This is a genomic window from Marinomonas sp. 5E14-1, from assembly GCF_039939215.1.
GTDB lineage: Bacteria > Pseudomonadota > Gammaproteobacteria > Pseudomonadales > Marinomonadaceae > Marinomonas.
On sequence record NZ_JBDXMW010000003.1, the window covers coordinates 1 to 13,088 of the forward strand.

Annotated in this window: 12 protein-coding genes; 8 read left to right on the forward strand and 4 right to left on the reverse strand. The window is 40.3% G+C overall.

The window, feature by feature from the left end; genetic code table 11:
- The 3 genes from ABFY09_RS02950 to ABFY09_RS02960 form a co-directional block, all read left to right on the forward strand.
- On the forward strand, positions 1-646 hold a 646-nt coding region (locus ABFY09_RS02950; protein ID WP_347982802.1), incomplete at its 5' end, for a GntR family transcriptional regulator.
- Between the two features lie 373 nt (positions 647-1,019).
- Complete coding sequence (locus tag ABFY09_RS02955; protein WP_347982803.1) at positions 1,020-2,273, forward strand: multidrug effflux MFS transporter; 1,254 nt, start codon at positions 1,020-1,022, stop codon at positions 2,271-2,273.
- A 587-nt stretch (positions 2,274-2,860) separates the two neighbouring features.
- Positions 2,861-3,688 carry a 5'-nucleotidase, lipoprotein e(P4) family gene (locus ABFY09_RS02960; RefSeq protein ID WP_347982804.1) on the forward strand — a complete coding sequence of 276 codons (828 nt, stop codon included), beginning with the start codon at positions 2,861-2,863 and terminating at the stop codon, positions 3,686-3,688.
- Between the two features lie 331 nt (positions 3,689-4,019).
- Here ABFY09_RS02960 and ABFY09_RS02965 read toward each other — a convergent pair whose 3' ends face one another.
- Complete coding sequence (locus ABFY09_RS02965) at positions 4,020-5,015, reverse strand: Abi family protein (RefSeq protein ID WP_347982805.1); 996 nt, start codon at positions 5,013-5,015, stop codon at positions 4,020-4,022.
- 571 nt (positions 5,016-5,586) lie between these two features.
- Here ABFY09_RS02965 and ABFY09_RS02970 point away from each other — a divergent pair.
- From ABFY09_RS02970 to ABFY09_RS02980, 3 genes are all read left to right on the forward strand, one after another.
- Positions 5,587-5,937: a nucleotide pyrophosphohydrolase gene (locus ABFY09_RS02970; protein ID WP_347982806.1), complete on the forward strand. Its 351-nt coding sequence runs from the start codon at positions 5,587-5,589 to the stop codon at positions 5,935-5,937.
- A gap of 11 nt (positions 5,938-5,948) precedes the next feature.
- On the forward strand, positions 5,949-8,327 hold the full coding sequence (locus tag ABFY09_RS02975; RefSeq protein ID WP_347982807.1) for a DNA/RNA helicase domain-containing protein: 2,379 nt from the start codon (positions 5,949-5,951) through the stop codon (positions 8,325-8,327).
- Between the two features lie 241 nt (positions 8,328-8,568).
- Positions 8,569-9,150: a M24 family metallopeptidase gene (locus ABFY09_RS02980; protein ID WP_347982808.1), complete on the forward strand. Its 582-nt coding sequence runs from the start codon at positions 8,569-8,571 to the stop codon at positions 9,148-9,150.
- On the opposite strand, the gene ABFY09_RS02985 is transcribed toward ABFY09_RS02980, so the two are convergent.
- Positions 9,122-10,036: a LysR family transcriptional regulator gene (locus tag ABFY09_RS02985; protein WP_347982809.1), complete on the reverse strand. Its 915-nt coding sequence runs from the start codon at positions 10,034-10,036 to the stop codon at positions 9,122-9,124. The two genes, ABFY09_RS02980 and ABFY09_RS02985, sit on opposite strands and share 29 nt — an antisense overlap.
- Before the next feature lie 136 nt (positions 10,037-10,172).
- On the opposite strand from ABFY09_RS02985, the gene ABFY09_RS02990 reads away from it, so the two are divergent.
- On the forward strand, positions 10,173-11,099 hold the full coding sequence (locus ABFY09_RS02990) for a DMT family transporter (protein ID WP_347982810.1): 927 nt from the start codon (positions 10,173-10,175) through the stop codon (positions 11,097-11,099).
- Positions 11,100-11,130: 31 nt separating this feature from the next.
- On the opposite strand, the gene msrB is transcribed toward ABFY09_RS02990, so the two are convergent.
- Both msrB and ABFY09_RS03000 read right to left on the reverse strand, forming a co-directional pair.
- On the reverse strand, positions 11,131-11,613 hold the full coding sequence (gene msrB, locus ABFY09_RS02995) for a peptide-methionine (R)-S-oxide reductase MsrB (protein ID WP_347982811.1): 483 nt from the start codon (positions 11,611-11,613) through the stop codon (positions 11,131-11,133).
- Between the two features lie 411 nt (positions 11,614-12,024).
- A complete protein-coding gene (locus ABFY09_RS03000; RefSeq protein ID WP_347982812.1) occupies positions 12,025-12,234 on the reverse strand; it encodes a cold-shock protein in 210 nt (69 codons plus the stop codon).
- 281 nt (positions 12,235-12,515) lie between these two features.
- Here ABFY09_RS03000 and ABFY09_RS03005 point away from each other — a divergent pair, with 281 nt between their 5' ends.
- Positions 12,516-13,064: a hypothetical protein gene (locus tag ABFY09_RS03005; protein WP_347982813.1), complete on the forward strand. Its 549-nt coding sequence runs from the start codon at positions 12,516-12,518 to the stop codon at positions 13,062-13,064.
- The last annotated feature ends 24 nt before the right edge of the window (positions 13,065-13,088 follow it).

A 13,088-nucleotide genomic window follows, 5' to 3' on the forward strand; every position in this document is an offset into this window, starting at 1 on the left:
TAGAGCAAATGTTGCTGAACAGCTTAAATCTGCCATTATTAACGGTGATCTCGCTCCAGGTACAAAATTAGTCGAATCACAACTTTCTGATCTACTTGGTGTAAGTCGTGGACCATTGAGAGAAGCAATTCGTCAACTGGTTGATCAGGGGCTGATTGAGAGCATTCCTTACACAGGAACTTATGTAGCAGGTGTAACCGTTAAGGCAATTCAAGAACTTTATTCTTTTCGAACTGAGTTAGAGCAGTTTGCTTTCAAGCTTATCTGGGACCGCCGTGACGAAAATTTCAAGAATGAGATAAAAAGCCAATTGGCTAAACTTACACAAGCCATTCAAAACAATGATTGCGAAGGGACTATTTTTGAAGAGTTAGAGCTCCATAACCTAGCCTACAAATACAGCGACCACGAAATACTACAAGACTCTTGGTTACGTTTACGTGGCCGCCTGCATTTATATTTCTCACTTCATCAAAAAGCCCATAATCGAGCTGGCCCTAAAATAGATGCTCATGATAAATACGTAACGCTAGCATTAGGTGATGACTTACAAGCCATGCTTGATCATATTGTTGAACATATGCAACAAGGGTATAAACGGGTTGAGATGCTAGTTTCAGACATCGAAAATAATACTTTAACTTAAAGGCCTGCATTTAGTGTTACGAACAAACACTCGTTAGTTGATGGAAACACTCTCAATATCGCCCCCATGGACTACGAAAAAGTATGAGAGAAAATATATATTGTTAAAGCCAGTTATGAGCATGTAACTGACCACATTAAGAATACTTACATACGAGCAGGGTACGAGGCCATGTTATTGAAAATGCCAAACCTAGTTCAGCGATTGAAATAACTCTGCTAACGAGTATTGACTGTTTCTTCATATCTCCCTCAACTCACTTCCTTATTTTGTGCACATTGAAACAAAGTAAGCCTAAGTATAATGCGCGACATAAACGGGATCCGATTTTGCTCGGCATCCTTCACAAGGCTCATTCTAGTTTGGATATCATATGGAAAATGCTCACAACGACACGACTTCTTCTGGAATATCACCGACTGAGTTCACTATCCTAGTCGCATCACTAATGTCGATTGTTGCGATTTCGATTGATGCGCTTCTGCCAGCTTTAGGTATCATTGGTTCTGACCTGAATGCCGCAACAGCAAATCAGCCGCAGCTGCTCATTAGTATGCTGTTTCTTGGCATGGCATTAGGGCAATTAATTTGTGGGCCATTATCTGACGCATTAGGACGACGTCCAATATTATTTGGTGGTTTTGCTCTGTATATTGTTGGCACCGTCATTTGCTACAAAGCAAACTCCTTGGAAGTCTTAATGTTTGGCCGTTTTATTCAAGGGTTAGGCGTCGCAGGTCCTTATATTTCCGCTATTTCATTAGTTCGAGACTTATTTCATGGCGCTCAAATGGCGCGCATCATGTCGTTAGTTATGATGATATTTGTCCTCGTACCGGCTTTTGCACCGACCATTGGCCAAGGTATTTTATTCATTGCTGACTGGCGCAGTATTTTTGAATTCTACATGCTTTATGCCATTTTGATTGTTGTCTGGGTTGCCTTCCGATTAAAAGAAACCTTGCCTAAATCAAACCGAATTCCTTTTTCCAAAAAAGGCTTTTTAGATGGTTTTAAAGAAGTTCTAACCAATCGAATCACCGCCAGCTACACCGTTTGCATGGGCTTATTCTTTGGTAGCTTTATTGGCTATTTGAACTCTTCACAGCAAATCTTTCAGGTGCAATTTAAAACTGGCAATATGTTCTCCGTCTACTTTGGTTTATTAGCTTTAGTACTCGGCTTTTCCTCTTTAATGAACTCAAGAATTGTTGAAAAACATGGGGCGAAAATCATCGCTTTCAAAGCCATGACGGTCACTGTTTTAGCGTCTCTGGCTTTCTTAATTCTGCATGCTTTTGTAGACATCAACTTATGGATGTTCTTGATTTATGCGGCGGTGATTTTTTTCTGCTTTGGCCTGCTGTTCGGCAATGTAAACTCATTAGCCATGGAACCAATGGGACACGTTGCAGGCATTGCTTCTGCAGTTATCGGTTCTATATCTTCTCTTATGTCTATGGGCATAGGCACGCTTGTTGGTCAAATGTACAACAACACATTAGTCCCCATTTCAGGAAACTTTGTTCTGATGGGAGGCATTGCGCTAGGCATAATGTACTGGGCTGAAAAAGGACGCTTAAATGAAAGTTCTGACGGAACGTCTCATGAAACCCCAGCAACATAAGTAAATAAAAATGGCGAAGCAGGCACACAACTGCTTCGCCATTTTTATTTCACAGAAGTCTCATCTTAGGTAATTGTCATTCAACATATGGAATCAAACGTCCAAAGACAATCACAGCAACCCAAAGAACAAGCGAGAACCCCGCAGCGAATTTCATATCTACTGAGAACTTTTCAGTGTCGCTTCGCTTCTTCATTCGCCATAAAAAATACAAGGCTAATAGAATACACAGTATTAAACAAAAAAAGCGCACTTTTATAAACAAACTGGTTCATATCTATCCCTTTAAACACCGGAGGTTAACGTGGTCAGAATTTTATAGGAGAGGAAAAGTAAGCAATAAGAAAACAGAGGGTAAAGCTAGGTAAAATAAATGTGTGCAGAATATGGATGAATGAAAATAACAAAGCGTCAAACCTCATTCTCTTACTGGCAAATCAAAGTCCGCAATATTTCGCTCTAACCTATTGTAATAAAACCTGATATATTCCCAAACGAATTATGCATTTATCATTAGCTAATCATCTGATTATGGATGCTTTTTCTGAGTTCAACACCCCAAACTTTAATGTAATAGGAGTTCTATAATGCTTCACTCTAGTTTACGTACTTTGGCTTTATCTGCTGTATTTCTAGCTGGTAGTTTTTCGTTATCGGTACAGGCTCATGATGCCGAGTATTCTCAGAAAGACTTAAATGAGCAGTCTGTGTTGGCGGCAACTTGGATGCAATCATCTGGCGAATTTAAAGCCTTGTCATACCAAGCGTTTAACCTTGCAAAAATGCAATTCGACACCTTCTCTGATTCTTACACTGGCAGCAAAAAAATTGCCGTTGTGGTTGACGCTGATGAAGCCGTTATCGACAACAGCGCTTACCAAACTTGGCTAATCGGTAAAGACTTCGGCTATTCAAGCAAAACATGGGCGAAGTGGATGGAAGCCAGCGAAGCCAAAGCCATGCCGGGCGCAAAAGATTTCCTAAATTACGTAGCAAAAAACGGTGCTGAAGTTTTCTATGTAACGAACCGCAAGATTGTTGGTTTAGAGGGCACGCGCAAAAATCTAATTGAACTTGGTTTTCCGAATGTTGACGACGCACATTTGATGCTAAGAACCTCTACAAGTAACAAAGAACCTCGTCGTGAAATCATTGCGGAGAACTACGACATCGCACTTTTCATGGGTGACAACCTAAACGACTTCTCAAGCGACTTCCGTGTAGAAACAATCGAAGAAAGCCACGCAGCTGTTGAGAAAAACAAAGACTTGTTTGGTACAAAATTCATCGTACTACCAAACCCATCTTACGGTGATTGGGAAGGCAAAGTATACAAAGGCAACTGGGGCGCATCACCAGCTGAGAAATCTCAAATGCGTAAAGATGCCTTGAATACTTGGGAACCAAAAAATTAATAGAAATAACGATTTATTACTTGAAAGTATATCCTCAGATACCTAGGATTCACTCATCTCATCTGCCATGCGTAGAAGGAGTTACGACACCGTCCTCTTCAGAGGGCGAGGTCTGCCTTTCTTTGTTACTGTTTTTTTAAGATATATGACCATAGGTAAAGGTTATTGAAGACTCGACTGTCTAGGATGCCTAAGTCGTAGTTATTCAGCTTCCAATACAAAAAATGGCCTAAGTATCTAGGTTAATGCTTGACTCATTACTGGTACCAACTTTAGTATTGATCTCAATACGGCCCCTGCCTCTTGTCTCTTTGAGATTACGCGGGGGTTTTTATTGCTTGCTTTCCCCCACATCAGACCACCAAACACTCCAACCCTCAACAACACCAATATCAGCAATGGTTCGCTTATTGTCTGACTGTATTATTGGAAAATCATCTAAAAGCAAGGCTAATCGCTGATGCCACTGAGTATTTGGGCAAATTTCTCGTACAATATGACGCAATATAGCAAACAGAAGAAAAGGCTTAGCAATTAAGTCTGGCTTACCGATAAAATCATCACACCACCTTATCTCGCCCAATTCGGGTAACTTTGGTTGATCAACGATATTACGATTCCATAAACGACTGTGATGTGCCGCTATATTACGTAAATGGTTCAATGAGCGAAGCCAGCTAGCAAAAACCTTAAAATCCTTTACCCCATACTTAGCAGCAATCTTCTCCTGATCTGGCACCTTCATCATCGCAAACAACTGAGACAGTGCACCAAAATCCCATACTTCTATGGCCACCCAAATGGGTAAATTTTCGCCATGGGTACTGAGGTAATGTTTTACAAAATCCTCTTTCTTTTTTGAGCGATTAACCAACCCTAAATATTTTGTTTGCCACGCTACAAATGCAGGCTCACCATTGAACTTTCGATTGGAAAATTTTGGGTGGAATTCGCTTTGATCTAGATAAGCAAATGTGTTTCGTTTTCCCAATAGGTAAGCAATATCAACACGCAATGCCACCTCCACTCTTTCTAAGGCATCCAATACAAGCAAGCGCAGTTTTTTATCGAATAAATACAGTTCAACCGCATCAGAAAAATGCGTATTCAAATGAAACTGGTCGCTGACATTAGTCTGCAAGACTTTGGTTTTCGGGTCTTGATGAATGGAGAACTGTCGAAAAGGGTACCAATAACCACTGAGTCGATAATAGCCAACACGTTCTAAATAGTTTTTAGCGGCGACTTCATCTGTAACGGACATGCCTCGTTGTTTGAGCAAGCTAAGTTGCTCATCAAACGACTTCCATGGGCGATCATAAGCCATAATTCACCATCCTTGGCTATGTTGTTTACAACACTTGTTCGACTAACGCATCAGCCAGTTCTGAGTTGGCTCATGATGTGCAATTCTGTTCCTGAAATCATGCCTCTCTCGTACGGTCTTCTGAAATGCTTTACAGGTTGGACTCTTAGCATTAAATAATAATGTTCTCATTTTGGTTTGCCAGAAACGGCGATCGTACTCAGGTCGAAATAAGTTAGATCAAAAATCAAAGGTTACGGTCTCTGTGGTTGATATCAACCAAGCATCACCAACAATCTACACAGAGCCCCGAGACAGATTGTTTTACATCCCTCTCGAGGGGTTATTTTATAGTAGATAATAAAATATCTGCCTCTAAACTACTCCAAAAAGGTTCAAATGGATTACTTTACTTACAATCCTAATAATTTAATAATTTAATAAATATTATTAAATATTATTAAATATAATTAAATAAGTTTTGACCTAATCATAGCTAAGAAAACAACCAAATTTACTGAAAGTTTTACTATTCAACTCTTAGCTTTTCTTTATATCATCTTCACTTAATACTGATTTATGGATTACCTTTATGCAGGATTTAGACATTATTCAACAACGCATGCGTGAGTTTGCCAAGGCTCGCGATTGGGATCAGTTCCACTCCCCTAAAAATCTATCTATGGCATTAAGCGTCGAAGCCAGTGAATTGTTGGAGTGCTTTCAGTGGCTTACTGAAGAAGAATCGTCTTCGCTCAATGAAGATCAACTTGCTGCGGTAATCGATGAGATTGCTGATGTCCAACTTTATCTTGTTCGCCTAGCCGATAAAGTTGGCATAAATATCCAAGATGCTGTTGAGCAGAAAATGAAAAAGAACGAAATGAAATATCCTGCTGATAAAGTACGAGGCAGTGCGAAAAAATACAATAAATACGAATAAGGAAAATACCAGTGATTGTATATTCAGCGACAAAGAGAGAATTTATTGATGATGTTCGTTCCAATCAAATTGCTGAAATTATAGAAAATGAAGTATTGAGAAAGCTAAACCGCAATTCTCCTCGCAGTGAAACCTTATCTTGGGAAAACTCATTACAATATATGTCTCAGGTGCTTTGGGATGAGGACATTCCAGCATCGGCGGGTGTCTCCATAGAATACAATCTTCCAATGACAAATCGACGGGTAGATTTTATCCTGACAGGTAAAGATCATAATCGTAATGATTCAGCCGTTATTATTGAGCTGAAACAATGGCAAGAAGCGAAGAAAACCGATAAAGATGCCATTGTAAAAACTCGATTTCAACACGGTGAAAAAGAAACCAATCACCCATCATATCAAGCTTGGTCTTATTCAGCTTTAATCGAAGATTACAACGAAACCGTACGCAAGGAATCCATACGACTACAACCCTGCGCCTATCTTCATAATATGAAATCTGGTGATGTACTAAATGACCCTTTTTATTCTCACCACACAGGAAAAGCACCTGTTTTCATCTCGCAAGATGCATTAAAGCTTTCTGAGTTCTTGAAGCGTCACGTCAAGTTTGGTGACAGCGATAATATTATGTATCGCATCGAGCATGGGGTGATTAAACCTTCCAAAAATTTAGCGGATGCCTTGGCTTCCATGCTAAATGGTAATTCAGAATTCTTAATGATTGATGAGCAAAAACTCGTTTATGAAACGGCAATTAGCCTCGCTCATATCGCTCAGAAAGGAAAGAAACAAACTTTGATTGTTAAAGGTGGTCCGGGAACAGGAAAATCAGTAGTAGCCATTAACCTGCTCTCAGAGCTCACCAAGCGTGACATGCTAGTGCAGTATGTTTCTAAAAATGCCGCCCCTCGCGAAGTGTTTAAAAAGAAGCTCACTGGCAGTAAGAAGAAAACTCATATCGACCAAATGTTTAAAGGTTCAGGGGCTTATACAGAAGTGGAAGCCAATCAATTTGGCGCTTTGCTTATCGATGAAGCTCATCGGCTCAATGAAAAATCCAGTTTATACGGTAACTTAGGCGAAAACCAAATCAAAGAGCTTATTTTGGGTTCAAGATTTAATGTCTTTTTTATTGATGAAGCTCAACGCGTTACGCTGCAAGACATAGGCAATGTAGAGACAATTAAAAGCTGGGCCCAGGAATTAGAGTCCGAAGTCACCGAGTTAAGTCTGGTGTCACAATTTCGCTGTAATGGTTCGGATGGTTATCTATCTTGGGTCGATAATTGTCTGCAAATCAGAGAAACCGCCAATCCAACCTTGGATGACATTGATTATGATGTGCAAGTCTTTGATGACCCGAACGTGCTTCGTGCAGCCATCGTTGATAAAAATCGTCTTACAAATAAGGCTCGACTCGTCGCAGGTTATTGCTGGGATTGGAATAGCAAAAAGGATAAATCAGCTTCAGATATTGTTATCCCTGAATATAGTTTCGAAGCACAATGGAATTTAACCGAGGACGGCAGTTTATGGATGATTGCAGAAAAATCAGTTGAGCAAGTTGGCTGCATTCACACCTGCCAAGGATTAGAGCTTGATTATATTGGTGTCATCATAGGAGACGATTTCGTCATTCGAGATGGAATCGCTGTTACAAACGCAAACAACAGATCGTCTAATGACCGCTCTATTCGAGGTTTTAAAAAGCTTTTAAAAGAAGCACCAGAGAAAGCAAGAAAAGTAACAGACGAAATCATAAAAAATACATACCGAACCCTCATGACTCGTGGACAAAAAGGCTGCTATCTATTTTGTACAGACCCTGAGACACGAAACTATTTCCTACAATTAGCCGCAAGAAAAGAAGAAACTGAAACTACCTCAGAACCCTATCAGGACTTAGAATTACCTATCGCCTCATTCGATAACGCCATGCCGTACAAAACACACGTTCCCATTTATGATTTATACGCCGCTGCTGGAGGCTTTAGCGAGCAGCAGAACCTAGAAGAGTGTTCTTGGATTGAACTCCCTGATCATATAAATATCAAAGATGACATGTTTGTTATGCGTGTGGTGGGTGAATCTATGAATCGTCGAATCGCCAATGGTTCTTGGTGTCTATTTAGAGCAAACCCCGCTGGCACTCGAAACGGAAAAATAGTACTGGTTCAACATCGTGAAATAGAAGACCCAGATCACGGCGGGAGCTATACCATTAAACTTTACCACAGTGAAAAAACAGCGATCGATAGTGAACAAATCAACACCCGAATAACCCTAAAGCCCGATACCAATGCCTTTGGCTATTCGCCAATAATCTTAGACAACCCCGAAGAAGATTTAACAGTTATTGGTGAATATTTAGGTGTTATTGGATAAATTTAATAAGTAAATGAGCCACATAAAAGTGGCTTGGAATCTTTCACCTCTACCCTAATCAAAGAAAACTATTTCCCCCTTCTATCACACCTATCTTCATTTAAAAGCATGATGAAAAGCGAGAATAGTTTCTATTGTTAGTACAGCATTAGCTTGATAAAAAATCTATTCGAATAAATACCGCTTGAAACAATAAAACACTCACTTTTGCTGAAATTATCGCTCAAGTCGGTGAAGTAGCATGCAGGTGCAAATCAAAAACACAGAAGAAATCGAATTAATGCGAGAGTCTGGAAAGCTTTTAGCACAGGTTTTTCATATGCTTGACGATTTCGTTAAAGAAGGCGTCTCCACCTTAGAAATCAACGATAAAGTAGAAGGTTACACTCGAAATACACTGCATTCTCGCCCTGCGAGTTTAGGTCAATATGGTTATGAGTTTGCGCTGAATGCTTCGATCAATGATGTGGTGTGCCATGGCATACCAAAGGCGACTCAGGTTCTCAAGGCAAAAGACATCGTCAGAGAATATTGTGGCCATGGCGTTGGCCGCGAAATGCACGAAGAACCACAAGTCCTTCATTATGGTAAAGCGGGAACGGGTCTCGTTTTAGTAGAAGGCATGACCTTTGCCATTGAGCCGATGATCAACCAAGAAAAGGCCAAAACAAAAACCCAAAAAGACGGTTGGACTGTGGTTACCGCGGATAAAAAGTTATCAGCACAATGGGAACACACGATTCTGGTCACACAAACTGGCTACGAAGTGCTGACTCTAAGACAAGAAGAGCAAGCTACCGAGCATGCCAACGCGCCATCATAAAATCAATAAACACGCGCAGTTTATTGGGCATAAAACGCATGGCGGGAAATTGCATGTAAACGCCGCCTTGGAAATCACTTTTCAGTTGCCAGTCTTTTAATACTTCAATCACTTCGCCTGTTTCCAGCGCTTCGTTTACGACAAAGTCTGGAAACAAGGCGATACCAAAACCTTGTTTCACGCCTTTTAAGCGCATATCGGCATCGTTAATAATGTAGCGTCCGTCTACGGTTATTTGAGTTTTTTTGTCTCCTTGAGTAAAGCTCCAAACATTATCACCATCGAAAAAACCAAGCGGTAAACAGTCATGTGTCACTAAGTCGTCAGGTGATTTTGGCGTACCACGCCCTGCTAAATACTCGGCGCTGGCACATAAAATAGAGCGGACTTTTCCTAAGCGCTTACAGACCAAATGTTCATGGGGCTGTTCGGCAATATGAAAGACCAAATCGACATTTTGATACGCTGGATCAAGGCGTAAATCCGTTACTTGAACATGCAAGGATATAGCGGGATAAAGCGTCATAAATTCTAATAACAAAGGCTCCAAAACTTGTTTGGCAAACGCATCTGGCACAGCAATACGTAAACGCCCTTTGGCTTCTGTCGTATTACTTTCAGAGGCCACAACCGCTTCTTTAGCACTATCAAGCATATTACGACACTGTTCGTACACCGCCATACCTACGGCCGTAATGGTTTGTCGTCGTGTGGTGCGTTCTACCAATACCGCTGATAACACACTTTCCATACGAGACACTTGTCGGCTTACACCCGATGGCGTAATGCCTAATTGCTGTGCGGCTTTGGTGAAGCTCCCCGTCTCAACAACTGAAACAAATGCCGCCATATCGGGTAGCAATGCAATAAGTTTATTTGTGTCCATGAGTCATAAGTCTTTTTCTATTTGATCGTATTATCACAACTTAAAACACAAGTTAGCATACAACCTTTCTTAACTCCTAAACGAATTTTTTATTCATCTATCAATCTATACGCCATTATTTAAAATGTGAGGAAACATGAATACCCAAACATTAACTTCTCCTTCTCTGTTCAGTCGTCTACCGATTGCAGAACTTTCCTTATTGCTCACAGCCATCTTTTGGGGAACCAGTTATGGCATAACAAAAGAAGCATTAGTCTATACCAGCGTGTTGGCTTTCATCGTGATTCGCTTTGGATTGACGTCCTTGTTATTGATGCCAAATTATTGGCGAGACACTCGTAAAGGGTTAACAAAAGATTGGAAACACGCGCTTCCAACGGGTGTTGTTTTGCTTTCTATTTTCCTTGCAGAAACCTATGGAATATTTCACACCACGGCTTCGAAAGCGGCATTTCTGATTAGCCTTTGTGTTTTGATGACTCCTTTTGTAGAAGCGATTTTTAATAAACAATGGCCTCACAAGAGTGTGTTTGGGTTTGCTTTGTTATCTGTGGTTGGCGTGCTGTTGTTAACTCAGAATGAACTTGGCTGGGAATCTCTTACTCTTAATATTGGGGATTATTGTATTTTACTGGCGGCCTTATTACGCGCTTGTATGGTGGTTTCTACACAGGTGCTGTTAAAGAACAAACGTCTTTCAGCGTTAAACATTACCAGCATTCAAGCCAATGTTGTGACGGTAGGTGCTTTGATTGTTTTTTTCATGAGCGATAACGCCATGACACATTTAGTACCAATCGAAGGAAATTTTTGGTTTTTAGCTTTTTACTTAGTTATCTTTTGTACTATTTTCGCTTTGTTCGCACAAAACTATGGCGTCAAACACACAACGCCTTCAAGAGTCGCTTTACTGACTGGCTCGGAACCCGCATTTGGTGCATTGTTCGCTTTTATTTGGCTAGGTGAAAGCTTTTCCACTATGCAATTAATCGGTGGTGCTTGTATTTTAGCGGCTACGTTAATGGCCACGTTACAAGGAAAAATGGCGTCTTCTCGATGAAGTCGCCATTTGGCTTGATAAATTTGGTGCATTAAGCAGGACGGAAAACCAAAGAGACACCGTTCAAACAATGACGCTTGCCCGTCGGCTGTGGGCCATCATTAAAAATATGGCCTAAATGACTACCACAACGACGACAGTGCACTTCCGTTCGGCTCATAAAAAAGCTGTTATCGGCTTTTGTTTCCACGGCGTTTGGTAGGCTTTGATAAAAGCTTGGCCAACCTGTTCGGCTGTCGTATTTAGTGCTTGAATCATAAAGTGGTAAATCACAGCCTTTGCAATCATAAACACCCACTCGTTTTTCATCCAGTAAATCACTGCTGCCCGGACGCTCCGTGCCTTCTTCTCGCATAACTTTGTATTCGAAATTGGTTAGTTTGGCTTGCCATTCTTCTTTGGTATAAACCACCTCAAATGTTGAACCTGCTTCTTGAGCAATCAATGATGGAGAAAAGTATTTTGCAGCGGCTGCGGCGCAAGCTGCGGTCACAAGGAAATGTCGACGATTCATAATATTCACCCTACTTTATATTCTGTAATTTGCTTTTCGTGGCAAAACAATGGCCACTTAAGGAAGGTACGAATAAGTCCACTGGCTTCAGCGTGTGGATAAACCTTTATTATTCGAGGCAAGCTTCGCAGTCCAATATGAACATATTGGCAAGAAGCTTAACAAAGAATAAAAAGTGTTTAGCCCACGCCCTTCGGGTCTTTCAGAGAAACGACCTCTCTGCGTTAAGAGTGATTGAAAGGTATTAACATTCCTGCTCACTCTTGCCTTGATAGACCGTTTCTCTGATAAGATTGAAGTTCAGAAGACTTATTCGCACCTTCCTTAAGTTCTCTTCTCCTTTTTTGAAGGCAAAAAAAAGAGTAAGTTCCAAAGGAACTTACTCTTTCTTAATATATGCTTACTTACGAATTAGATCGCAGTAATACTTTCCGCTTGAGGGCCTTTTTGGCCGTCAGTTACAACGAATTCTACTTGTTGGCCTTCAGCCAAAGTTTTGAATCCATCGCTTACAATAGCGCTGAAGTGTGCAAAAACATCTGGACCGTTCTCTTGTTCGATGAAACCGAAACCTTTAGTTTCGTTGAACCATTTAACAGTACCTTTAACTTTATTAGACATAAATAATCACCTGATTTTTAAATATAAGTAGCCTTAAAAAGGCTGAAAATGCAAAAAAATAGACTGGTAGTTAGAAACTTCAGAACGAAGATTTATGAATAAAACAACGTATTACAGAGTTTTTAATTTAGAGACTTCTTTCTAGCTTGCGACTGCATAATATAGCCATTTAGACTATATAGATAGCTTTATTTAGATTTGTCTCTTTTTCTACCAACTTTTTAAAGCAACCTGAGACACCTTATTATTCTTTAATACATTTTTAAACAGGTAATCTTTAGATGACTTCTCATTTAACTATTAAATACAGTTTTCTCATCATCAGTTGCTTCGCAATGAGTTTAGCCCATGGCAACAATTTAATTCACTTTGGAAACCAGTGTTTGGTGCAGGAAGCACAGCTTAACAAGGCGAAGCTGAGATTAGACCAGCTTGCACAAACCAAGAACCTGAACCGCATCAAAGCCAATCAAGCACAAGAAAATCTGGGCTATTATCAGGATAAAAAAGCACACTTAGAAATGGCCATAACAGAATGTGCAGAGACCACACCGAACAGCGCTTATTGCCATCAAACACGCAGACAATACAATGAATTAAATAGGCTTATAAAAGAGCAAGATAATACAACCGACATTGCACTAAACAGAGATAAATCCAATCTCACGTATGAAATCAATCAAGCCAACTTCCATACAAGACAAGCGAACTTTCTTGCTCTTTGCCGAGACTCCGACACTCACTATGCTTTCATTCAGAATTCCGAAGCATACAGCGCTGTGTGTCTCAAAGGAGAAAACAAGGAAACCATCACTTGTTCTCTTTTTTAAATGATGACATCGTCAGTGGTTATA